Genomic DNA, 25847 nt, shown 5'->3' on the forward strand with positions numbered 1-25847 from the left:
GTATCAGGTAATAAAAAAAGGAGGATGGAATATGTTACGGATAATGAGGTCAAAAACGCGTTGGTTTGCACTATTTCTATCTGTGTTATTAGTAGCTACGAGTATGCCACTAACTACTATTGTTGTACAAGCTGAAGATGAGATATTTGTAAAACAATTTGATTTTGGAACAGATGATAGCGAACTTGCTGATGGGTTTGAAAAAATATCTGATCAAACCGCATATAGCGAAGAAAATGGCTACGGATTTGTTGATCCAAGCAAAGTCACTGCAATAAATCGGGCTGGTGCAGATACGTTACAAACCGATTTTGTTACGTACACTGAAACATCATTTCAAGTTGATCTTCCGAATGGAGATTATGCGGTCACTGTCCTATTAGGTGATGAAGATGACGCAACTGAGGTTGGGGTTGTAGCTGATTCCATTCAAAAAGTACAGGACGCTTCATTAAATGCTGGAGAAATAACGGAGCGTACATTTGATATCGCTCTGATTGATGGTCAATTAACAATTGAGTTGACCGGATCAAATCCCAAAATAAGTGCACTCATGATTTCAGAATTACAAACACGTACAAAAGCAGAAAATCCAACCATTTATGTGGCAAGTGATTCAACGGCACAAACGTACGATCCATACTGGAAACCGCAGGCAGGTTGGGGACAAATGTTAGATCGTTTTCTAAGTACCGATGTAACAGTTGATAACCAAGCAATTGGTGGTCGTAGTTCAAAAACGTTTGTTACAGAAGGTAGATTAGATACTATTTTAAGAGATATACAGCCTGAAGATTATCTATTGATTCAATTTGGACATAACGATTCTACAAGTAGTCGACCGGAACGCTATGTAACAGTTGAGCAATACAAAGACTATTTAGAGACATATGTTACAGGTGTTCGTCAACGCGGTGGTATTCCTGTATTAGTTACACCAGTTGGACGCAGAGACTTCAACGCATCTAATGGCCAATTCAATGTTAGTTTTCCCGAATATATTAAGGGCATGGAAGAAGTAGCGGAAGACTTAGACGTTTTATTAGTTGATTTAAGTGCATTAAGCCGGGCATATTACAATGAAATTGGTCCAGAAGGCACGCGCTCCGTGTTTTTACACGCTGATGCTGGTGTGTATAGCGCTTTTCCAGACGGTGTGCAAGATGATACGCACTTCCAGGAATACGGTGCGATACAAATCGCAAAATTATTATCAAGCGGCATAAAGGAACTAGATACAAAACTGGCTTCTTTAGTGGCTGATGTAACTTTACCTGAAGCGGTACCAGCACAACCTACGAATCTACAAGTTTCTGGGGTAAGTAACGCTGGTGCCATATTAAGCTGGGACGACGTTGATGAAACGGATATCTACCGTGTTTATCAAAAAAAGCTGGAAGATACTGATTTTGAACTTGTATCTACCTCAACCGTTTCAAAAGTTAATTTAAATGGGATGGAAGAAGGAAACCTATACCAGGTTTTTGTTACTGCAGTTAATGCCAAAGGTGAATCAGAACACTCTGAAACACGTGATATCCTAACAAAAGAAGCTACATTCAAATTTGATTTTGGTCCTGAAGGGCAAACCGTAGCGGAAGGATACACAGGTGTAGATCCTACGACGGTATACAACAAAGATAGTGGTTATGGATTAGTAAGCAATGATGGTGTCATCGTTCGTGACCGTGGAGGAGATGATTTATTACGAGATTGGATCGGTTACTTTAGTGTTGGTTGGGATTTTAACGTTGACGTTCCCAATGGCTTATATGCCGTTAAGGTTCATGTTGGTGATTTTTTAGGCAGCGCACGCACAGAGTTAACAATTGAAAACCAAGGCTACGGTGGAATATCTGCTCCTAGACAAGGATCTACGGAAAAAGTTATTCCAGAAGTCGCGATTACAGATGGCCAAATGAATCTAAATTTTGCAGGCTCAACTGGGATTGCTAATGGCTTAGAATTAACACCAATATTGGTAGCACCAAGCGGTTTAGCATTGGATGATCAATCGTTTGAATCAGATAACGCTTATGCTACGATCTCTTGGGATGCAGCAGGTGGTGCAACATCTTATAATGTTTATCGTAAAGTTGCCGGAACTAGCACAACTGAATTACTTGATGCGACAACGGAACCAACTTTTACAGACAATAGTGTAGTACTTGGGATTGAATATGAGTATACAGTAACAACAATTGATAACGTTGGGACAGAAACCGTTCCTTCACTACCTTTAACTGTATCTATGATTGACTCCAATCAAGAAGTACCAGTTGCACCAGAGAATTTAAAACTAGATTCTGTAAATAAAAATGACCTAACGATTAGTTGGGATACTGTTGAAAATGTTAGTTCATACAACATTTATCGTGCAGATGCAGAAGATGGCGAGGATGTTTTAGTTGGACAAGCAACCACTAACAGTTTTACCGATGAAACAGTATTAACAACTATTCCGTATTACTATCGCGTAGCTGCTGTTAATGCCGGTGGTGTTTCCGAAAAATCAGATCGATTAAAAACACCTGCAGACACAGTTCTCTTAAAACAAATGGAAGATATCGACCGGGCACCAATAGCTCTTAAAACAGATGAAGGTGTCCTTCTTAGCTGGAGATTACTAGGAACTGATCCTGAAGCTATTGGTTTTAACATTTACCGAGACGGCGAATTGTTAACCGAAGATCCAATTCAATCAACTACCAATTTTGTTGATGAAAATGGGACAGCTGACTCTAGTTATCAAATCCATCCGATCGTTAATGGTGAAATATTCGGAGAACGCGTCGAAACAACTGTATTAGAAAATAATCACTTTGATATACCATTAAACAAACCAGATGATGGCGTGACACCACTTGGAGATCCTTACACATATCGTGCCAATGATACAAGTGTCGGTGATTTGGACGGTGATGGAGAATATGAATTGATCGTAAAATGGGATCCAAGTAATGCACAAGATAACTCCAAAGCTGGTTACACAGGTAATGTTTATATCGATGCATATGAATTCGATGGCACGCAATTATGGCGTGTTGACCTAGGTGTAAACATCCGTGCAGGGGCCCATTATACCCAATTCATGGTATATGACTTCGATGGGAACGGAAAAGCTGAGGTAGCATTTAAAACGTCAGATGGGACAATTGATGGTGAAGGAAATGTCATCGGAAAAGCTGACGCTGATTACCGATATACCAATGGTTATATACTACAAGGAGCAGAATATTTATCAATTTTTAATGGTGAAACAGGTGCTGCAATGGATACGATTGACTACGAACCAGCACGTGGAGATGTTTCCGCATGGGGCGATAGTTATGGTAATCGAGTCGACCGGTTCTTAGCTGGAATTGCATATTTAGATGGCGAAACACCAAGTCTCGTTATGGCACGTGGCTACTATACAAGATCTGTTTTGGTTGCTTATAATTTTTCTGATGGAAAGTTAGAAAAGCAATGGACATTTGATACGAAAGATGAAGGTTATAGTGATTATGCTGGACAAGGATACCATTCCTTAAGTGTAGCGGATGTCGATAATGATCAAAAAGATGAGATCATCTATGGCCAAGTAACGATCGACGATGATGGAACTGGCTTATATAATTCAGATCTTGGACATGGTGATGCACTACATGTAGGCGAATTTGATCCAAGTAACGATGGTCTAGAGATCTTCTCAACACAAGAAGATACTAGCAAACCATATGGCTATGATATGCGTGATGCGGAAACTGGCGAAATTTTATGGGGAATAGAAACTGGTCAAGACACAGGACGTGGACTGACAGCTGATATTGATCCCCGATATGAAGGTTCAGAAGCATGGGCCGTTGATGGTGCGTGGAATAGCACAGTAGGTGGCTTGCATAAAGCAAATGGCGAGAAAATTTCCGATTCGATCCCTGCATCCAATTTTGCGATTTGGTGGGATGGCGATGTACTTCGTGAAATACTAGACCATAAGTGGAATGAAGACGCTGGCGTTGGTGTCGGTACAATCGATAAGTGGGATTATCAGAATAGCGAATCAGTTAATTTACTCACTGCAGATGGAACATTTTCAAATAATCATACAAAAGGTACACCGGCATTACAAGCAGACTTATTTGGTGACTGGCGGGAAGAAGTCATTTGGAGAACCGAAGATAGTAGTGTTTTACGTGTCTACTTTACACCAGAAGAAACAGATACAAGAATCCATACACTGATGCATGATGCACAATATCGTGTTGCAGTCGCATGGCAAAATGTTGGCTACAATCAGCCGCCACACCCTAGCTTTTTTATTGGCGAAGGAATGGCAGAACCGACTAGACCTAATATTGCCGTAGTTGACGTTGCGCACTCTGATACGGTTGCACCAGTAACAAGCTATCAAATTGATCAAGAACAAACGAACGATTGGTACAATAAACCAGTAACGATTGATTTTAATGCTGAAGATCAAGAATCTGGAACTAACAAAACATTTTATACGGTGAATACTGGAGAACCACAAGAAGGCACATCAGTAACATTAGAAGAAGATGGTGCACATACAATCGCTTACTGGAGTGAAGATAACGCTGGGAATGTCGAAGAACAAAAATCGTTTAGCATTGCGATTGATAGAACTGCACCGACAATTGAATTCTCTGAATCTACTGATACTATCTTTACAGTAGACCAGGAAATAACAATCGCAGTAGTTGTTGAGGATGCATTGTCTGGTGGAGCAACATCCGATTTCGAAAAAATAATCATACCAGCATATCAATTAGGTTTAGGCACCCATGATTTTGAGGCAACTGCGCACGACTTGGCTGAGAATAGTGCTACTCAATCTCTTAGCATCAAAGTCGAAGTTGACTTTGATAGTCTAGCCAATTTAACCAAGCAATTTGTTGATGAAAATGGTGGCGAACAACAACTAGTGGAGTACTTACAAACAACATTAGCCAATGCAAAAAATGCGAATGAAAGCGATGACCAGGATGAGCTTGACCTACAACTCACTGCTTATATTAACGCAGTAAAAGCTACTAGTACGGATGCTTTAACTGACGAGCAAGCAAATGTGCTTATTTCATTAGCCAAAACCTTAACTGACAGTGACATCACGCTTGATAGTGGTAGTGGTGGATCAGATGATGAGGATAATGAGGATGAGCAAGATTCTGTTGTTGAAAAAGAAGAAGAAGAAAAAGATTCAGCTAAAGAGGACGATAAAGGAACAGATACTAACTCTAAGGATTCAGACAATCTAGCGGATTCAAAAGATACTAGTTCTAAGGGTCAAGGTAATCTACCAGATACAGCGACGACTATGTTTAACTTCTTACTTATAGGTCTGGTCCTACTATTGGCTGCTAGTGGTGTTTGGCTATACACGCGCAAAAGAGCAGTGAAAAAGTAAGTTTCATTTAATCAATACAAAAAGGTAGCCAATTGGCTACCTTTTTGTATTGATTAATTCTAGCTCCGCTCAATTATGGCATCCTTCCGCCTAATTAAGACGTGCTCCGCCCAATTATGGCGTCCTTCCGCCTAATTAAGACACCTTCCGCCCAATTATGGCGTCCTTCCGCCTAATTAAGACGCGCTCCGCCGAATTATGGCGTCCTTCCGCCTAATTAAGACGCGCTCCGCCGAATTAGCACCCTCTTCCGTCGGATTAAAACGCTCATCAAATAAAAAAAGAGTCAGGAGCTGCATTACGGTAATTTACCGCTTTACAGGTTCTGTCTCTTTTTTTAATAATTTATCTAACGCCTATTGTGAGCTTGCATTATAACTACTGATTTAACTCAGAAGTATGATTCATTCCACTTAATTATACGTTTTCCAAAAATCAAAAATAGTAGCTGTTAATACTTTTGCACCATTCTCTAATGCTTTTTCATCGATATCAAATTTAGGATGATGATACGGATAAATAAATCCTTTCTCCTCATTCGCTGATCCTGTAAAGAAATAGGTACCTTGCTTTTGTTCAAGGAAGTAAGAGAAATCCTCTGCACCCATTGTTGGTGGATCTGCTTTGATATTTTCTGCAGGTAATACATCTTTTGCTGCATTAACAAGCAGTTGATTCATCGTCTTGTCGTTCTTCGTTGCTGGGTAACCAAATTGATAATCAATATGGTAATCCGCACCGAATGCTTTACATGTATGTTCGGTAATCTGCTTTATCCAGTCATACATTTCTTGACGAACGTCTTTATCAAATGTCCTTACTGTTCCTTCCATTATACAAGCACCAGAAATAACATTTGCTTTACTTCCAGCTTGAAACGAACCAATCGTCAAGACAGCTGACTTTAATGGGTCTACTTTCCGACTCACTACTTGTTGTAAGTTACTTACAAGTTGACTCCCAATCGAAATAACATCCGTTGTATCATGTGGAAAGGCTGCATGTCCACCAACACCCTTTATTTCGATCACAAAGTCATCTGATGAACCGAGTATATAGTTATCATTATGTGAAATATGATTTACCGGAATATAGTTTTCCATATGTGTGGCAAAAACAGCATCGACACCTTCTAATGCACCCGCTTCGATCATCGATTTTGCCCCACCTGGATCTTCTTCTTCCGCATGTTGATGAATAAAGACTACTGTACCTTCTAATTCATCCCTCACACTTACTAACGCTTTCGCTATTCCAAGCGCAATCGCTGTATGAGCGTCATGACCACAAGCATGCATCACACCAGAATTTTGAGATTTATATGGCACATCATTTTCTTCTTCTATTGGTAAAGCATCAAAATCCGCCCGAATCGCTACAGTTTTACCAGGTTTCCCACCTTTTAATGTGGCAACAACACCTAATCCACCAACATTAGTCTGTACATCTAATCCTAACTTTGTTTGATAATCGGCAATAAATTTGGCTGTCTCATGTTCTTGAAAAGACAACTCTGGATTCATGTGTAAGTGTCGTCGTATATCAACCATTTCGTCATATAATTCGTCTAGTTTCAAAAACATTTGCTCTTTCAAGTGAATATTCACTCCTATCTTACGTTGTTCGTTCTTTAGTCTTATTCTCTACCTTACCCAAAATGAAGTCTGCAATAACTGCTAATAATACAGCAGGAATAGCACCAGCATAGATTTTTAGATCTGATTGAAGACTAATACCAGAGATGATTTCTTTCCCTAGTCCACCTGCTCCGATATATGGCCCAATACAAGCTACGGAAACAGCTATAACTGAAGCTACACGCAATCCTGCCATTAAAAATGGAATAGATAATGGAAGCTGTATTTTTGCTAATAATTGTAAGGACGTCATACCAACACCAATACCTGCTTCGGTGATACCTTCTTCTACTTCCCTAATCCCTACATACGTATTTCTTACGATTGGAAGTAAAGAATAGAAAAACAAACCAATAACCATTGTTTCAAATCCTAATCCAAAATAAATCATTAAGATTGCTAACATAGCTAAACTAGGTACTAATTGCAAAATATTTGTTAGAGAAAGAATAAATGGTGCTGCTTTTTCAAATTTCGCAGCTAGAATACCTAATGGCACACCTACGACAAGTGCAAGCACAATCCCGTAGACAACCATTAATATATGTTCCACTGTTAACGCTAATAATTCCGCATAATTTTCTAGCATATATTGACCAAGTTCAGTGATAAAGTTCATGTCAAATCACCTTTTTAAAAAGATTTTATTATAAAACATTGTTTCGCTTATTCAAGCATACCTTTTTCTTCTAAGAATTCAGCTGCAACTTCTTCAGGAGTACGTTGATTAATATCTACTTCATGAATTAATTGTGTCATTTCTTCTGTACTAATCAAACCTACGATTGAATCAAGAATGTCGCTAACTTCTGGATATTCTTCAATTATTTCATTTCTTGCTACTAATGATGCATCATATGGAGGGAAGAAACTTGCATCGTCCTCTAATAATTTTAAATCATACTCTAAGATTTGTGGATCAACAGTATAAGCTGTTACAACGTCTAACTCATCACTATTAATACCCTCATACATGAGTGAAACTTCCATACCACGAACATCATCAAAGCTGTATCCATATGCTTCTTGATAACCTGCATAACCGTCATTTTCTCTTTCAATCCATGAACTATCTGTACCAACGATTAGTTGATCAGCGAATTCACCAAGATCAGACATAGTTGTTATGTTATTTTCTTCAGCAAAATCACCTTGAATTGCAATACCATATTGGTTACTAAATCCAATTGAGTCATACCATTTCATATCATACTCTGCACCAAATAATTCTTGTGCTTGTTCAATTGTTTGTTGCGGATCTGTTGAATATTCTACTTCATCTTCATCAAAGTGGTTATTATATACTTCACCAGAATAAAGTGTTGCAATATCAAACTCTTCGCGATCTAAAGCAGCCATGATTTGTGGGCTTGCTTGAATATCTTCTGTAATATTTACTGCATGATCTGTTTGGTCTTCCACTAATAATTTAACAATTTGGCTCATGACTTTCGGATCAGTATACGATTGTGCACCGTATTCAAGTGTTGTTCCACCATCAGCTGATTCATTATCGCCACATCCTGCTAGTGCTAACATTAATACTGCGAATAAACTTGCAAATAAAAACTTTCTCATAATGTAATGTCCCCTTTTTTCTTTTTATATTTAGGCTTTTGAAAGGCCTTTTTCAATTTTTGCAAAAACAAAATCTAATAACAACGCGATACCAATAGCTAATATCGTTCCGGTGAAAATCATTTCTTTATCATTAAACCCAATACCAGCAAGTACTAGTCCACCTAAGCCGCCAGCACCAATAACAGCTGCTAAAGTCGTCCAACTAATTACATAAACGGTTGTGACTCGAATTCCTGACATAATATAAGGCAATGCAACAGGTAACTCGACCTTAAATAAACGTTGAAACGTATTAAAACCCATCCCCCTAGCTGCTTCAACAATACCGGGATCGATCGATTGCACACCAGCATATGTGTTCCGTAATAATGGAAGAAGCGCATATAAGAAGAGCGCTACCACAGCTGGTTTAAAACCAATCCCTAAAATAGGTATCATGATTGCTAGTAAAGCAATTGTAGGTATTGTTTGAAAAATATTAGCTATGTTAAATATAAGATTTTTCAGTTTTTCGTTTTTCATTTTCGTCATATAAATTGCTAATGGAACAGATATAACAATAGCAAGTAGTATAGCCGTAAAGGAAATTAGAATATGTTCATAGGTATAACCTAGTATAGAATCATATTTTCTTTGCCAAAAATCAATGTAATCTAAAATCATTTCCATTTAAGCCACACCACTCTTACTCTCATATATTTGATGAAGAGCTACAAACAATGTACTATTCTCGATTATCCCAACTAGTTTCTTATCTTCTGACAGAACTGGTATAATCGATTTCGTTTTACTTAAGTCACCCATCGCTAAATTAAGATCCGTTGTTTCATTAACAGTAATGACTGAATAATCAACTATTTCAGAAAGCCGTGCCGCTTTATTTGCTAAAGCCTTATACAGGCTTAGCACACCTAAATACTTTCCTGTTTCATCGACAACTGGCAGTTCTGCAACATTATTTGTAACCATATCCTCTATTGCCAAATCCACTGTTGTTTCAGTTGAAAGCACCATATAGTCTTTTACAGAAAGCTCTTGTACGGATGGTAATTTTTTGGCTTGATCAAGTCTATCTGATCCAATGAATTCTTTCACGAAATCATTTGCTGGATTAGCTAGAATCTCCTCTGGGGATCCTTTTTGAACAATTTCGCCACCCTTCATCAGAATGATTTGATCAGCAATCTTGATTGCTTCATCCATATCATGGGTAACAAATACAATTGTTTTTTTGATTTCTTTTTGAAGTCGAACGAGTTCATCCTGTAGTTGTTCTCTACTGATTGGATCTAGTGCACTAAAGGGCTCGTCCATAAGAATTGTAGAAGGTTCTGCAGCAAGCGCACGAATAACACCTATTCGTTGTTGCTGTCCTCCACTTAATTCGGAAGGATAACGTTTCATGTATGTTTCTGGTGCCAAATTCACCATATTTAGTAACTCTTCTACACGTTTTCTAGTTCGTGCTTTTTCCCACTTTAGTAGCTTTGGAACCGTCGCTACATTATCATAGATCGTCATATGTGGAAATAAACCAATACTTTGAATCACGTAACCCATTTGACGACGAAGCTGAATCGGATTAATATCCTTAATATCTTTATCATCAATCAAAATTTGGCCATCCGTGTGTTCTGTTAATCTGTTAAGTAATTTCATTGTTGTTGTTTTACCACAACCACTCGGACCGATTAACACATTAATTTTTCCTTCTTCAAATGTAAGATCAATATTTTTTAATGCTTGAAAACCATCATCGTAAACTTTATTTATCTGTTTTAATTGAATCAAGAGTTCTCCCCCTCATCTTTCAAAAAGTAATTTTTCACGTGCTTTCACTCATACAATTATATAGTTGATCTGTAAAAGAATAAAACGCCGTATAAACTTATAATTGCACAAACTTTATAAAATATTAAGTTTACAAAGTGCACGCCATTTAGATTTATACATTTACTCCATAATTCTCTGTTTTTCGTCACGATTAGCCACTTTCTATTTTGTACCAACTATGCTAATCTGTTACTAAATAAATTTAAAAGAGTTGGTATTCATGGAAAATAATCACTATATAGAAACAGTACATAATCGCACGATAGAACAGATAGCTGAAAACATGAAATCTTATGGTTTTCCAGCTACAATCGGTCGGGTTTATGCCTTCATTTATTATGCAGGCGAGCCACTTGACTTAGGTACACTTGCTGATAAAACAGGCATGAGTAAAACAAGAATGAGTCAAGTTCTAAGAGAAATGGTCGAACTAAATCTTGCCGAAAAAGTTTTCATCAAAGGTTCTCGCAAAGACTTTTATACAATCGACGCAGACTATTATCAAAATTTCGTTTCCCTTTTTACATCTAACTGGAAAAAGGTTGTTCAACGCAATAAACATTTGGAACAAAAAAATCAATTAGACTTAAAGAAAGCACTTCAAGATCAAACGCTAGATGATGAAGCAAAACAACAAGCAAAAATGATGTTCGAAGAATCCGAAAAGTCGAAAGAATACTTTGAGTGGATTGAACGTTTAGTTGATTTCTTTGAATCAAATGAAATCTTTAATCATGTCCCTAGAAAAATTGAAAAGTAAGATTGGTTAGTAAGCATCGCTCGGGATGCTTACTATTTTTTTATTTCCTCGGAAATCTTTTAAACAAAATCCCTTGGGTATTTTACTAAACAAAATCCCTTGGTATTTCTGTTTTCCATTCTTTGTGGAATACTTCTTCATCATTTTCATAAGCTGTCAAAATATTAGTTAGGAAGAAAGTCGTTTCGTCACTGGTCATTTCACTACTACTTACTAGTTTCGTTTGCCAGTCTTCTCTACCTAATTTTAATTCCCAATCACATTGGACACGTGCTGATAGTGGATTGTTTTCTTCTATAGTAAAAGTATTTGCATTCGTACTACCATACTCCATGCCATTGTGTGGAAGTCTTCTTTCCCCTTCATCAGAGAAATCTTCTAATTTCCAGATCCCATTAATTAGATCGTGTCTAACTTCACGTGTCCGCTTTTCTGCGCGCAGTATTTCTTTTTCCATTATTTCTGCCGTTTCTGGTGCTTCAAAGTTACCTGCGTGAACATCTTCAGGCTGTGGCGTTCGTACTGGTATCGTCAACCTCGTCTCTTTTCCACTATAAAGCGTGAGCGTAACGGGTTTAGCTGACGGCCAAGCTTGTGGCCAAGATGTTGGTGAAATGGCTAGTTCTAGTTGATGTCCTTTAGGTAATTGCTGCCCTAGTGCATCTAATTTAATTTCCACCTTATATTTCTTACCTGGTTTCAGTTTTTCTGGATGTTCATGCGATGCAAGATGTGTCAGATTTAACATACCCCAGCTAATTAACGTCGATTCCCCGGTTGGCGCTTTATCACATAGTCGGACATTTAGCAGTGCATTTTCTTGATCTGATGCAATTTCCGCATGAAATATAGGATGGCCTAAAAGTTCTGTTGTTTCTTCAAATGGATCCGAAGTATAGACAACTGATTTTCCGTTTTCAAGACGTTGATCACCAGGTAAATCACCAGGTTGGCCGAATGGACAGAATACACCTGTATAAAAACCATGTTCCTGTACACTTGGTATCAGAACTTGCTCGCCTTCCTTACTTTGATTCGTAAGTTTTCCATTTGCTAACAACAACGATTTGTCTGTTACATTAGCAGACGGCCATGACGTATCACCAACCCATTTACCTGGGCGTTCTGTATACGTTACTTGTGGTAATGCGCTATCTTGAATCCAAGAAGTTAATTTGGGTTCATCCATTATTCCTGTATCAATTCCTTTTAACCATTGATCCCACCAACGTAAACACTCTTGTAAAAAACCAATTGCTGGATCAGGTGTCGCCACTTCAGGGTATTCATGTGCCCATGGTCCAATCAGCCCTTTACTTTCTTTTGGTAGATTTTCAAGCAGACGGAAAACCGTATTCGTATACGCATCTTGCCATCCACTAACCGTAAATACAGGGATTTGAATAGCTGAATAATCTTCACATATCGATCCATGCTTCCAATAAGCATCTCTGCGTTGGTGTCTCATCCATTCTTCAACTAATGGTGGAGTGTTTTCTAGACGATCTAACCAATTCTCTTTCCAACTTTTACCCACTACTTGCGGATCTTGTGGTCTTGCATTATAAACAAACATAGTCGATGACCACCAAAGCATGTCAGAAGCTAACACGTTTCCACCGCGATAATGTACATCATCTGCATACCTGTCATCTGTCGAATCTAGTGTGATGATTGTTTTTAATGCAGGGTGTTGTCTTGCAGCAACTTGCAAACCATTAAATCCTCCCCACGATTTACCGATCATTCCAATTGAACCTGTTGACCAATTCTGTTTGACAATCCAATCGAAGATCTCCAAGGCATCATCTTGTTCTTGCTTGATATACTCATCTAGTAAAATACCATCAGAATCTCCTGAACCACGAATATCAACACGGATACTTGCATAACCGTGACCTGCAAAATATGGATGTCGCGCCGAATCTCGAATAGCAGTAAAATCATTTTTGCGATATGGAATATATTCCAAAATAGCTGGTACCGGATTTTCCACTGCATCTGTCGGAAGCCAGATTGTCGCAGCTAACTTAGCACCATCAGACATTGGAATCCATACATGCTCTATCTGTTTAATTTCTCTTGGGTAATCAGTTTTTACTGTACGTTTATCTGAATCTTTAATATTAAAAACCACTACACTCAACCTCTCGTCTTATCTTATGGTGAAATTAATTTCTTTTTGCTTGTCTGTCACAACAACACGTCGGACAAATTCATAAACGAAAGAAAGGGTCTGTCTGACAGCTTCTTCCTTGGTATAACTTCTACGTCGATTTAATACGGTATTCATCATACCCTTCCAAATCATCAATGTTGTATCAGCTAATAAATCGACATCTTCCTGCCTGATAAATCCTTCATCCACAGCATCTTTTAGATAGAGTACACTTCTTTTCGAAAAATTCAATTCCAATACAATTGGTTTGATTTCATCAGGTAATCCGATTAAATCTTCTTTATAGATCTTGTAATAATCATCTAATAAATCATCCACAGAACCACCTAGGTCTTCCATAAAAATGAGTTCATAGATCTCTGGTCTTTCAAAAGAATGCATACAAAAACATTCCCATGAATATAGCCAGCTCTCTATCGTATTTCCACCTTTATTTAGATAATTTGGTAAATCATTAATATAGTCTGTTGTAAAACGCATTGATGCAAAAAACTTTAAATGCGAAAGATCCTTAAAATAATTGTAAGCAGTGGAACTTGTATAACCAGCACGATCTGCAATTTTTCGAATCGTAACGTGATCGATCCCATCCTCCTCAATCATTTCCGTGGCAGCATCCAGAAAATAGCGCCACATCCTTGTTCGTTGTATTTCCTTCCTTTCATTTTTCATCAACTTTTCCCTTTCTACTAGCTCTTATCTTGTCTATTTATAACGCATTTTTTTATGAACGTGTTTTTTTCGTGAACACGTTCATTATAACAAACTCAGTTTTTTTGTCAAAGGCAGTTTGGTAAAAAAACTAATCAAGCTCCTCACGATTAATGTATCCTTCCATTGGTATTACTGCTCAATTCCGCCGGATTATCGCTCGCTTATCAAACAAAAAAAGAGCCAGAAACTGCATTACGACAATTTGTCGCTTAACAGATCCTGACTCTTTTTTACAAATAAAAAAGGACTCTACAGAATAGAGTCCTTTCATTATAAAGCTATTACGCTTTGTTTACATTAGTAGCTTGAAGTCCGCGTTGGCCTTCTTCAGTTTCAAATGTAACTTTTTGACCTTCGTCAAGTGATTTAAATCCTTCGCCTTGGATAGCTGAGAAATGAACGAATACGTCTTCTCCTCCGTCAATTTCGATGAAACCAAAACCTTTGTCTGCGTTAAACCATTTTACTGTACCTTCTTGCATGTTTGTTTCCTCCTAGGTGGATAAATTCCACATTTTATTACTATTAATGCTCAATTAGATATCAAAGGCGAAAAGTTTAAATACTTACTCCTTGCATACCAAACACGAATAACTTCTTTACTATAGCATGTGTTTTTAAATAATGCAAGTTATTAAATATTTTTTTCACCACATATCAATTGATAATATAAAATATCTCAGAAAAATTGACCGCCTTTTCATCAAAATCACGCACGTTAAGGCAGTCTCAATAGTTTTATATGTCACCTATCGCTAGCTCATTTTGGTATCACTGGCAACAAAACATGGGATGGATATTCTGTTTGATGGTACACCGTTTGCTTTGCTTTTACCACTTTTACTGTATCTAATGTTGTATCTCCTGTATTGGGATTCACATCGTATCTTGGGAAATCACTCGAAGCTATATCGATTCTTATTGCGTGACCTGGTAAGAATACATTACTAGTAGCCCATAAATCAATCTCCAGCTGAATAATTTCACCATTCATGCTCGCTTTTTTCTCCTTACCGTGTCGATACTTCGCTCTAACAATCCCATCCGTCAGATTATACGCTCTACCATCAGGAAAAACGTCTACTAACTTAGCAGAGAAATCCGTGTCAGGAGCATCCGTGGATACCCATAAAATAACTTTAACCCAGCCTGTTACCTCTAGAGCCTCATGTAATGGTGCTGATGTATACACCAATACATCCTCTCGCTCCTCCGTAACCCTCTGATTTCGTGGGCCCGCTCCTTTACCGTTATAAAATAAGATGCCCCCACCGTTTGTTCTTACAGGAATTTCAGGATCATGGGTATAGTGATCGCACTTCTCTTTAACAGGAGGATGGATCGTTAGACTTCCAGAACTCATTGTTGTATTCGCTTGCCCATCACTATGAAAATAGTAGGGTGTGTATTGCGTCCGTTTAAGTGGCCATTCTTTTTCTGTGCGCCATTCATTTGTACCCATCACAAATATTTTAATTGGATCTTGATCATCCAGTGGAAAATCTTTATTTTTTAACCATTGATCAAACCATCTGTTGTGAAGGGAAGTAATATCATTTTTACCATCAATGGAAGCCCCAGAAGCATTTACTCCAAACGATTGTTCACCGAGTTCTGAGTAAAACATTCCATGCCCCCATGGACCAATCATTAATTTTTGATTGTCGTTCGATTCACTCATTTCTTGATAATTTGTTAATGTTTGCCCTAAAAAGTTATCATACCAACCTGCAAGATGGTAAGCTGGGATATCAATTTGCTTTGGATCTATATGACTAACATTTGCGATAGCCTTTTTACTATATACTTGACTCATATAGTTACTATAAATTTCATGTAATTCTGTATGTTTCATGACTGGTGGCCAATCTTTAATTGGTGTAAATCCATGCCATTCTTCAATCTGGTTTAAATCGTTGGTGATTTCTTTTATCGTTTCATTATATTGATTTCTTTCTTGTTTTCTTTTTAAATAATCCGATGCTATTGAGTCCAACATCCATGTTTCTGCAGACGCTAATTCTAATACACCACCTTTACCAAAGGCTTCTTTAAAGATATTACCTACCATTGCTGGAAATATAGCTTTTAGTGCGGGTGGACGCTCAACCATAGCGTACAGCTGCGTATATGCATAGTAAGATAAACCAAACATTCCGACCTTCCCATTAGAATATGGTAAGGTAGCGGCCCATTCTACAGCATCATAGCCATCTTTTCCCTCTTGAGCAAAAGGTTCAAACTCTCCTTCAGAAGCAAATCTACCCCTGACATCTTGAATAATAACCACATATCCGTCCATCGCTAAACGAATCGGATCAATATATCTATGAGAAAAATCGGGAAGGTTTTTGTTATAAGGTAATCTTGTTAACAATGTAGGGTATGCACCAGCCTCTTGTGGACGATAAATATTCGCATACAGCCTAATCCCATCCCTTAACGTACAAGAAACTTCTCTATCAACTATTACGTGCTCTTTTTTAGTCACCATGGATCATCCTTTCTGTTTAAAAAGCCTGTGCTGACTCATGTCAACACAGACTTTTAAAAACTATTATTTACCCAACATTTCGTCTACTTTATCTTGATTATTATCAATCCACTCTTGGGCCACTACTTTTGGTTCGATTTCGTCCTCTTCAATCTTAACTATCATTTCTTCAACATCATCAATCGGAATACTCCAATTGCTTAAAAATTCATACGCGTCTGGAGCTGTTTCTTGTAATTCGTTGTTTGTAATGACATGAACTGATGCTGATTCAAAGAATCCTTTTTCCTCTTCAAGTACTTTCAGATCAAATTTGTTAAACATCGAGTGTGGGCGCCATCCATAAAAAATAACCGGCTCTTCATTTTCCATTTTACGCATTGCTTGTGCAATCATGCCACCTTCAGAAGAATTAACTTGCTCTATATCTAAATCGTAACCTTCAATTAACTCATCAATAACACCTGTTACACTCGCACCATCTTCAATTCCATACATCTCATTATCAAACTCATCTTCTATTCCTTTAATATCAGCTATAGAATTAATATCTTCCATATACGTTGGAACTACCCAACCTGAAGCTGCATTATCATAACTCATAGCGGTTTCCTCAATCGAATCCGAATATTTCTCTAAATATACATCATGAACCGGAAGCCAAGAATCCATAAACACGTCAATATCGCCACCTGATAACCCAACGTAAACACTACCTGCATCAGCTTGTGTTTGCTCTATTTCATATCCCATGTCCTGTAAAATCAGACTAGCAATTTCTGTTGGCGGAACAGTACTCGTCCATGGTGTTACACCTAATGTAATCGTTTGACTATTACTTGTTTCTTCTTGCGTTTCTCCGTCTGTTGCATCCTCATCTTGTCCACAAGCTACAATTAATCCTACTAATAATACACCTATTATACCTAATACTACTTTTTTCATTTTAACTCTCCTCTTTTATTTTTATAATTTACTACCTAAACCTTGCGTTATCCGGTCAAGAATAATTGCAATTACAACAATTGCTAATCCTGCAGTCAAACCGAGACCTACATTAACTGTTGAAATACCTTTTAATACGGCTGATCCTAAACCTGGTGCACCAATCATCGATGCAACTACAGCCATAGATAGTGCTAACATAATCGTTTGATTCACACCTGCCATAATCGTAGGTAAAGCTAAAGGTAGTTGTGCTTTAAGCAACAATTGCCATGGTGTTGTTCCAAAAGCTAATGATGCTTCAACTACTTCTTCAGGAACTTGAATGATTCCTAATCTTGTCATCCTTACAGCTGGTGGGGTCGCAAATACAAATGTTGCAATAACTGCTGGCACGCCACCAAGACCAAATAATAAGATCGCTGGTATTAGATAAACAAAGATAGGTAACGTCTGCATAAAGTCTAAGATTGGTCGGACAATTCGGTCGACAACTTGGTTTTTAGCACTTAGAATCCCAATTGGAACACCCAATATTACCGAAATGATTGTAGAAACAATAACAATCGAAAGTGTTTGCATGGTTTCGGTCCAAAGGTCAACAGAACCAATATAGATACAACCAACTAAGCTAAAAACCGCAATACTTCTACCAGCAAACTTCCACGATAGAAGTATGAGTACAATAGCAATGATTTCTGGAGGTATAACAATTAATAAATTCGTTACGCCTTCAACAAATGAACTAAGGACATTACTGATTTTATCAAAAAAACCACTCATTTCAGGAAGCAACCAGTCATTAACAAACATATTTGTCCATTTTTCTAAAGGTAATTGAAAATAATTCATGACGGTATCACCTCCGTTTTTTCCTTACCAAGTACTAGCCCAGCCAAGATTGAAACACGAGATATTATCCCTAATAACTTTCCATCCTCTATGACAACAATGGGGTATTTTGTATCTACCGCAATCCCAATTAACTCATTTAATGCTGTATCTTTACTAGTTGAATGAATACCTTCAACAATTAGTACTTCTTCCATCGATATCGTTTCTTCATAAGCTCTTATCGCATCATCAATTGTTAGTAAACCTTTAAAGTTCTTTTCTTTATCTACAACAAAGATGCTTGACGCTCCTGCTTCTTCCATTTTTCGAACCGCTACGCGTGGGCCATCTTTATAGGTCATTAACACTTCTGGTTTTTTCATGACATGCGATGCTTCTAACACTTTTGAACGATCTACATCCTTAACAAAATTAGAAACATAATCATTTGCAGGATTTTCTAAAATTTGTTCCGATGTACCAACTTGAACAATTCTTCCGTCCTTCATGATGGCAATACGATCTCCCAGTTTTAATGCCTCGTCTAGGTCATGCGTAATAAATAAGACTGTTTTTCCTAATTTGTCCTGTAGCTTTAACAACTCATCCTGCATCTCTTTACGAATGATCGGATCTAAGGCACTGAAAGCCTCATCCATTAGTAAAATATCAGTATCATTAGTTAGAGCGCGCGCAAGCCCTACACGCTGTTGCATACCGCCACTTAACTGACTCGGATAGCTTGTTTCATATCCCTTTAATCCAACATCAACGATTGTTTGCAATGCCTTCTTTTCACGTTCTTCTTTTTTTACACCTTGAATTTCTAATCCATAAGCAACATTATCTACTATATTTTTATGGGGCAACAAGCCAAACTTTTGAAAGACCATACCTAATTTTTTACGTCTCGTTTCAATTAATGTTGCCTTATTCATCTTTGTTATGTCTTCTCCATCAATTAAAACTTCCCCATCCGTTGGCTCGATTAATCGATTCACTAACCGAATTAATGTCGATTTCCCGCTTCCAGATAAACCCATTATGACAAAGATCTCACCCGTTTTAATAGAAAACGATGCTTGACTTACTCCGACAGTCATTCCTGTCTTCTCAAGAATTTCATCTTTTTGTTCGCCATTTTTCAACCGCTTAAGCCCCTGTTGGGGATGAGCTCCAAATATTTTCGTTAAATTATTCACTTCAATCTTATTCATCAACATCCCTCTCTCCTAATCAATTTTGAAAATTAGTCCGCCAAATCCAGTTGACTTGAGACTAATGAATTCTAACGTTTGATGCCAATTTGTCTTCCTACTTGCTTCGGATTTTCTAATTGTTTATCTTCGTTCCAAATTTTTTCAATAATCGTTGTTACAAGTGTCGGGAATGCTGCAGGTTTTCCCTGTTCTACATCGATGCCCATTAACATTTGCTCACTTGTTGCGATGACTTCACTGCTCCCATTTCTCATTGTAAAAAACACGTGCAGCCGTTTTGAGTCAATATTAATTAACTGTGCCATAACTTGCAGCGCTTCCTTCTCACTAGCTTCTTGTAAATAGCATAGATGCGTTTCCAATGTAAAAATAGTATACGAATATTCTGTACGAGCATCCGAATCTAGTCCAATATAATCAATAAATGCATCTACTGCCAGACTAAATAACATTGCATAAGCTGCGTCGTTCATATGACCGTTATAGTCAACCCACTCCTTATGAACAACTTCTTGATATAGAAATGCCTGATCCATCATAAACTTATTCTCCTTGTGAATTATTGATTTTTCACTACGTGCTTAGATTCTGGCCAGTAGTCTTCTACTAAATCCAATAACTTCACTAAGAACTCATTACGTTTACTTTCTAACTCCGCAATACTTGTATCGCCAGCATGATTTTCACAGCCTTCAATCACTTTTTCTTTCAACTCATCTGTTAATTCCGGCGCTTCTAATTTCGTCCATGGAAGCTTCAAAGTTGGACCGAACTGTTCTAACATGTGACGCATGCCTTGATCCCCACCCGCTAAGTGGAACGTTAAAAATGGTCCCATTTGCGCCCAACGAAGCCCAGCACCATAAATGATAGCAGCATCAATTTCCTCTGTAGTCGCTACCCCATCATTAACAAGATGTAACGCTTCACGCCATAATGCTTCCATTAATCGGTCGGCTACGTGTCCTTCTATTTCTTTCTTAATAACTAAAGGTTTCATTTGAATCGATTGATAAAATTCTTTTGCTTTTTCAAGCACCGTAGCATCAGTTGCTTCTCCACCGACAAGCTCAACTAACGGTAATATATAAACAGGATTAAATGGGTGTGCTACAATCACACGTCCTGGATATTTCAATCCCTGTTGTAATGTAGTAGCCATAATGCCTGATGTACTAGAACCAATAATTGCATCAGGTTTTGCATACTGGTCAATACTAGTCAAAACACTTTTCTTCACATCTTCACGTTCAGGCACATTTTCTTGAATAAAAAAGGCATCTCGTACCGCTTCCTCTATTGTAGGAACAAAAGTTAAACGATCTTGTGAAGCACTTTTTGCAAGACCAAGTTTTTCTAAAGAAGACCAGACTTGTTTAACAACTTGGCGTGTTCTTTCCTCTGCTCCTTTAGCAGGATCAAAAGCAATAACATCATATCCTTGTCCCAAAAATCGAGCAATCCAACCATTTCCTATGACACCTGTACCAATTACTGCTACTTTTTTCATTTCAGCCATTATTTATCTCCTCCTTTGAAATTACCTAATCCATACTGTTCTCTAGCTTCTTGAGGCGACATTATTTCTACACCATTTCCATTCAACATCTTAATAGCTTTATCTACCAATTGATCATTACGAGCAAGAACGCCTTTAGATAAATAAAGGTTATCTTCTAAACCTACTCGAACGTTACCACCTAATAGTGCAGCTTGGGTAACAATAGGCATTTGCATTCGACCGATACCAAAAGCGGACCAGTGTGCGTGCTCAGGAATGCGATCTTTCAGGTAGATCATTGTTTCTACATCTGCTTCTGCTCCCCAAGGGATTCCAAGGCAGAATTGAAACATTGGATCACCAGTGATCAATCCCTCTTTAACTAGCTGTTTCGCAAAACGAAGATGTCCTGTATCGAAGCATTCTAATTCAGGCTTTACACCACTTTGTTGAATAAGTTTTGCTTGTTCTCTTAACCAATTAGTGGGACTCATATAAATCATGTCTCCAAAATTAACTGATCCACAATCAAGTGTACACATTTCTGGAAGCAAGTCCCCAATAGGCTTGTGTCGTTCTTTTGGTGTTTGAATAGCCGTTCCATCTCCGCCAGCTGCTGGTGTATCTAAACTTGGAATGAAATCACCACCACCTCCAGCTGTAATATTTATAATCACATCGGTTTCTGAGTCACGAATGCGATCTACTATCTCACGGTAATGGTTGATGTCTTGACTCACGCCTCCTGTTTTAGGGTCACGTGCATGAACATGAGCTACTGTTGCGCCAGCTTTTGCTGATTCAATTGCAGCCTCTGCAATTTCTTTTGGTGTTACTGGAACATGAGAACTTTTCGATGTAGTATCTCCTGCACCTGTTACAGCTGCTGTTAATAAAATTTTACTCATCTTTTCTGTCTCCTCTCCACATATGTACTCATTCTTATCTCGTTATTCAATTTCACTGTACCGTCTGGACGGTTTTAACTTGTTTAAAACTATATCATTCAGTCCGTTTTAATACAAGGAAACGCAAAATAGGTAAGCGGTTTCTTCGGTGGAATCCCATTTAAAATAAATAGCTGTAAGCCACTATTAACGACATTTTCAACATTTTATTAAAAAAACTCAAAAAATAAAAATACTATCTGATTTTCAGATAGTATTTTTCACAATTTTGTCATTATTCATTTGCCCATTCTTTTAACTTCTTATATACCGCGTCTTTTTTTTCATCACCAATATGATAAATATCGAATAGCTCTGTAAGCCAAATTCCATCTGTTGCTAAGCGAATAATGGTTGACTTTATTGGATCAAGTCCTTCATTTTCAATATCGTATTGCCACTGTGTGTATAATTCACGAATAGGATCCAATAATTTTTCGTTAACCGCTTTTGCAGCTAATAAACCCGAGTGCATATCTGTATTCTTATACATCTGATTAAACGTTACTTCCACATAAGCCCGAATCCATTTTCCTTTCTCCACCGGATCTGCCTTAGCGTTTGTTTCTATTTTCTCTTGATAATTATGAGCTAAATGTTCTACCATTCCTTCAACAAGTGCTTCTTTTGATGGGAAGTGATAGAGTAAACCACCTTTACTTATCCCTGCTTCTTTTGCTACAGCCTCTAATGTTAAATTAAAAATTCCTCTTTCGCTAACGATCTTCGATGCAGCATGAAGAATATCAACCTTTCTAGAATTTTTACCCATCCATTCTAATCTCCTCATTATTAAAGTAATGCATTTACTATACTATCTGGACGGTTTTTTTTCAATTTTTTTAAAATAATCTTATTAGGAGGTTTGTCGAATCATCTATCCTCTACAATAATATACGTAGCTTTAATCGGTCCATGCACACCAACAACGAGATTCATCTCAATATCCGCACTATTACTTGGACCACTAATAAAATTTATACAGGATGGTACTTGCTTGCCATCTTCAACAAGCTGGTGAATTTCTCGCGTCGCTTGGGACATTCGTGGAACAAGTGTGCTTTTAGGTACAATCGCAATGTATGTGGCAGGAAGTAAGCTGACCGACCGTCCCTTTCCTTTATCACTAAACAAGACAACAGTACCTGACTCCGCAAGCGTAATATCGCTAAATGTAATGCCTACATCGGCTTTTTCTGCTAGGCGAAGGCTCTCATCACCATCTGCGGCATCCCACTGTTTTACATGTACATTTGCAGAAGCCCATGATGAAAATTGATCCTGTAAACCAAAACTGCTGAACCGCGGATCATCCCACGTCATTATTGATTCTCCACCATATCCCTTAATAACTTCTAACATTGCGTCACCTAAATTACTTTCAGTTGTTTTGACCAAGTCGGTGTGAATAAAATCGCATTGTCTTTCCAATATAGTTACTAATTGCTCCTGGGTCTGTTCAGCAAGCACACGCCATTGTACTTGCTGCTTCCATCTAGGACGTTTAACTTCATGCGTTATCCTTTCCCTATCTAAATTTTTAGCAATCTTGTCTAAAAATGCTTCTCGATTTTTAATCTCTCCTTTGGCCATCGTTACTTCCTCCCTTCGCTCTATTCTTAAACCAATCTCTAAATCGCTCCTTTTCCGGTACAGGAAATTCGCGCGCATCTGTCCACGCTTTAACTGGACCAGGACCTTTTGAGATTGTGCCATCTTTAACAAACGGTGTCACTAAAAACGGCGCCATTTTTGTTGCGACACTAAAAAGTTTGGCTGACCCTGCGACTGTTTCGAATCCTTTCATTGCGAACCTTTCTCCTCTGGAAGATTTCTTTTCTTTCTCGACAATATTGCGCCGATGCATGATCAACTGTTCATGCAATGGAATTTTGACCGGACAAACATCGGTACATGCCCCACACAAAGTGGATGCATATGGAAGCTCTTTATAATCGTCATAACCACCCAACAACGGAGTAAGTACAGCGCCAATTGGCCCTGGATAAATTGATCCGTAAGCATGACCACCGACATGACGGTAGACTGGGCATACGTTAATACATGCCGCACAGCGAATACAGTGAAGTGCTTCTTGAAATTCTGTTCCAAGTATTTTTGAACGTCCATTATCGACGATTACTAAATGAAATTCTTCTGGACCATCTACCTCGTCTTCCAATTTTGGGCCAGTTAATGCCGTTACGTAACTCGTCAACTTTTGACCGACAGCAGCTCGCGTTAACAGACTCACTAATACATCAAGTTCCTCCCATGTTGGCACAATACGTTCCATGCCCATGACCGTAATCTGTGTTTTCGGAAGGCTCGTTACCATACGCGCATTTCCCTCATTCGTAACGAGTGCAAATGAACCAGACTCCGCCACTGCAAAGTTACAGCCAGTAATTCCAACATCAGCTTCAAGAAACGCTTTGCGCAGTTGCTCTCGAGCAAACAAAGTTAATTCCTCTGGTTTTTCCGTGTTCAGATAGCCTAATTTTTCCTTGAAGACATCGCGAATCTGTTCTTTATTTTTGTGCAATGCTGGTGCTACTATATGTGATGGTGGATCATGGTCATCCACTTGAAGAATGTATTCCCCTAAGTCTGTCTCGACCACCTCACAACCGTTTTCTTCTAAAATATCGTTTAATGCAATTTCTTCCGTTACCATCGACTTTGATTTCACAATTTTATTTGCGTTTTTATCTGCAATGACTTGACTAATATAGTTATTTGCATCATCTGCTGTCTCAGCAAAAAAAACATGACCACCAAGCGCGGCAACCTTTTCGCTTAATTGGTTTAAATAGTAATCTAGATTTTCCATTGTGTGGGTGCGAATCTCTTGACCTAACTCGCGCCAGTCTTCCCAGTCACCTAGCTCATCTGCGGCAGTAGCCCGGTTCGTCTGTAACCTTCCTTGGGCAGATCGTACAGCTCCACGCATGAAGGTATCATCTAATCCCTTATCAACACGTTTCGTAAAGTCCTTTTCTCCAACATGCATCGGCATCACATTTCACCTCGACTGTTCAAAATTTCTGCGATATGCATTACTTTTATCGGTTTACTTTTGCGACTTATTCGACCACCAATGTTCATTAAACAACCGCCATCAGCGCCAATTAGAACTTCTGCTTCGGTTTCTTCGACATGCATGACTTTCTCATCGACCATCTGCTCAGAAATCTTTGGCATCTTTATCGAAAATGTTCCGCCAAACCCGCAACAGTCATGGCGATTCGGTAGATCAATCATTTCTAAACCTTTGACATTACCTAATAATTTTAATGGTGCTTCTCTTACCTTTAATAATCGCGTCATATGACAAGACGTATGATACGTTGCCTTCGCATGAAACTCTGATCCTGTATCTTCTATTAATAAAACTTCTGTTAGAAACTGTGTTAATTCATATGTTTTATCCTTTAATCGTTTTGCTTTCTCTTGCCATTCTGGTTCATCATTAAATAGCGCTACATATTCATGTAACATGAAAGCACAAGATCCTGATGGACAAACCACATAAGTAGATTGTTCAAAAGCGTTGATCATATTTTTCGCTGCTGCTTTGGTGTTTTCATGATAGCCACTATTGTAAGCAGGCTGTCCACAACAGGTTTGCGTTTTCGGAAAATCAACTTCACAACCAAACCGCTCTAATAATTCTACTGATGCCTTACCAGCGTTTACATAAAACATATCCCCCAAGCACGTAATAAATAAGGATACTTGCATTATTTTCCCTCCTACCAAGTTAGACAGAAAAGGGAAAGTGAGTTAGCA

General features: G+C 38.2%; 21 protein-coding genes. 2 read left to right on the forward strand and 19 right to left on the reverse strand.

The annotated features are described in order from the left end of the window. Nucleotides 1–31: 31 nt before the first annotated feature. Nucleotides 32–5410, forward strand: a complete 5379-nt coding sequence (locus D2K60_RS21140) for a rhamnogalacturonan lyase family protein (RefSeq protein WP_117170023.1) — start codon at nucleotides 32–34, stop codon at nucleotides 5408–5410. Between the two features lie 413 nt (nucleotides 5411–5823). On the opposite strand, the gene D2K60_RS10900 is transcribed toward D2K60_RS21140, so the two are convergent. From D2K60_RS10900 to D2K60_RS10920, 5 genes are read right to left on the reverse strand one after another with little or no spacing between them, the layout of a single operon-like run. After that, complete coding sequence (locus tag D2K60_RS10900) at nucleotides 5824–7005, reverse strand: M20 family metallopeptidase (protein ID WP_117170024.1); 1182 nt, start codon at nucleotides 7003–7005, stop codon at nucleotides 5824–5826. 19 nt (nucleotides 7006–7024) lie between these two features. Further along, entirely contained in the window at nucleotides 7025–7666 is a 642-nt protein-coding gene (locus D2K60_RS10905; protein WP_117170025.1) for an ABC transporter permease, read from the reverse strand. A gap of 47 nt (nucleotides 7667–7713) precedes the next feature. Beyond that, nucleotides 7714–8625 (reverse strand): ABC transporter substrate-binding protein, encoded by a 912-nt coding sequence (locus D2K60_RS10910; RefSeq protein WP_117170026.1) that lies wholly within the window; start codon nucleotides 8623–8625, stop codon nucleotides 7714–7716. A 30-nt stretch (nucleotides 8626–8655) separates the two neighbouring features. Continuing rightward, nucleotides 8656–9297, reverse strand: a complete 642-nt coding sequence (locus tag D2K60_RS10915) for an ABC transporter permease (protein WP_117170027.1) — start codon at nucleotides 9295–9297, stop codon at nucleotides 8656–8658. Then, on the reverse strand, nucleotides 9298–10419 hold the full coding sequence (locus tag D2K60_RS10920; RefSeq protein WP_117170028.1) for a betaine/proline/choline family ABC transporter ATP-binding protein: 1122 nt from the start codon (nucleotides 10417–10419) through the stop codon (nucleotides 9298–9300). Between the two features lie 262 nt (nucleotides 10420–10681). On the opposite strand from D2K60_RS10920, the gene D2K60_RS10925 reads away from it, so the two are divergent. Next, nucleotides 10682–11221: a GbsR/MarR family transcriptional regulator gene (locus tag D2K60_RS10925; RefSeq protein WP_117170029.1), complete on the forward strand. Its 540-nt coding sequence runs from the start codon at nucleotides 10682–10684 to the stop codon at nucleotides 11219–11221. A gap of 85 nt (nucleotides 11222–11306) precedes the next feature. On the opposite strand, the gene D2K60_RS10930 is transcribed toward D2K60_RS10925, so the two are convergent. From D2K60_RS10930 to D2K60_RS10995, 14 genes are all read right to left on the reverse strand, one after another. Further along, entirely contained in the window at nucleotides 11307–13358 is a 2052-nt protein-coding gene (locus D2K60_RS10930; RefSeq protein ID WP_117170030.1) for a CocE/NonD family hydrolase, read from the reverse strand. 18 nt (nucleotides 13359–13376) lie between these two features. Further along, nucleotides 13377–14072: a TetR/AcrR family transcriptional regulator gene (locus D2K60_RS10935; protein ID WP_117170031.1), complete on the reverse strand. Its 696-nt coding sequence runs from the start codon at nucleotides 14070–14072 to the stop codon at nucleotides 13377–13379. A gap of 323 nt (nucleotides 14073–14395) precedes the next feature. Continuing rightward, nucleotides 14396–14596: a cold-shock protein gene (locus tag D2K60_RS10940; protein WP_112180538.1), complete on the reverse strand. Its 201-nt coding sequence runs from the start codon at nucleotides 14594–14596 to the stop codon at nucleotides 14396–14398. Nucleotides 14597–14874: 278 nt separating this feature from the next. Beyond that, entirely contained in the window at nucleotides 14875–16605 is a 1731-nt protein-coding gene (locus D2K60_RS10945) for a CocE/NonD family hydrolase (RefSeq protein ID WP_117170032.1), read from the reverse strand. A gap of 66 nt (nucleotides 16606–16671) precedes the next feature. Next, the gene (locus D2K60_RS10950; RefSeq protein ID WP_117170033.1) at nucleotides 16672–17553 is read right to left on the reverse strand and encodes a glycine betaine ABC transporter substrate-binding protein; all 882 of its coding nucleotides are present in this window, start codon (nucleotides 17551–17553) and stop codon (nucleotides 16672–16674) included. Nucleotides 17554–17574: 21 nt separating this feature from the next. Then, nucleotides 17575–18405, reverse strand: coding sequence for an ABC transporter permease (locus D2K60_RS10955; RefSeq protein ID WP_117170034.1), 831 nt, complete (start codon nucleotides 18403–18405; stop codon nucleotides 17575–17577). Continuing rightward, nucleotides 18402–19604 carry a quaternary amine ABC transporter ATP-binding protein gene (locus D2K60_RS10960; protein WP_117170390.1) on the reverse strand — a complete coding sequence of 401 codons (1203 nt, stop codon included), beginning with the start codon at nucleotides 19602–19604 and terminating at the stop codon, nucleotides 18402–18404. Before D2K60_RS10960 ends, D2K60_RS10955 begins: the two co-directional genes overlap by 4 nt. A 71-nt stretch (nucleotides 19605–19675) precedes the next feature. After that, nucleotides 19676–20146 (reverse strand): thioesterase family protein, encoded by a 471-nt coding sequence (locus D2K60_RS10965; RefSeq protein WP_117170035.1) that lies wholly within the window; start codon nucleotides 20144–20146, stop codon nucleotides 19676–19678. Nucleotides 20147–20166: 20 nt separating this feature from the next. Continuing rightward, entirely contained in the window at nucleotides 20167–21117 is a 951-nt protein-coding gene (locus tag D2K60_RS10970) for an L-carnitine dehydrogenase (RefSeq protein ID WP_117170391.1), read from the reverse strand. Between the two features lie 8 nt (nucleotides 21118–21125). Continuing rightward, nucleotides 21126–22016, reverse strand: coding sequence for a beta-keto acid cleavage family enzyme (locus D2K60_RS10975; protein WP_117170036.1), 891 nt, complete (start codon nucleotides 22014–22016; stop codon nucleotides 21126–21128). Nucleotides 22017–22290: 274 nt separating this feature from the next. Next, entirely contained in the window at nucleotides 22291–22827 is a 537-nt protein-coding gene (locus D2K60_RS10980; RefSeq protein WP_117170037.1) for a TetR/AcrR family transcriptional regulator, read from the reverse strand. 101 nt (nucleotides 22828–22928) lie between these two features. Next, the gene (locus D2K60_RS10985) at nucleotides 22929–23648 is read right to left on the reverse strand and encodes a LutC/YkgG family protein (RefSeq protein ID WP_117170038.1); all 720 of its coding nucleotides are present in this window, start codon (nucleotides 23646–23648) and stop codon (nucleotides 22929–22931) included. Continuing rightward, entirely contained in the window at nucleotides 23629–25074 is a 1446-nt protein-coding gene (locus D2K60_RS10990) for a LutB/LldF family L-lactate oxidation iron-sulfur protein (protein ID WP_117170039.1), read from the reverse strand. The genes D2K60_RS10985 and D2K60_RS10990 overlap by 20 nt, the downstream gene beginning before the upstream one ends. Beyond that, entirely contained in the window at nucleotides 25074–25799 is a 726-nt protein-coding gene (locus D2K60_RS10995; RefSeq protein WP_117170040.1) for a (Fe-S)-binding protein, read from the reverse strand. The genes D2K60_RS10990 and D2K60_RS10995 overlap by 1 nt, the downstream gene beginning before the upstream one ends. Nucleotides 25800–25847 lie beyond the last annotated feature (48 nt).

The organism is Paraliobacillus sediminis, assembly GCF_003426055.1.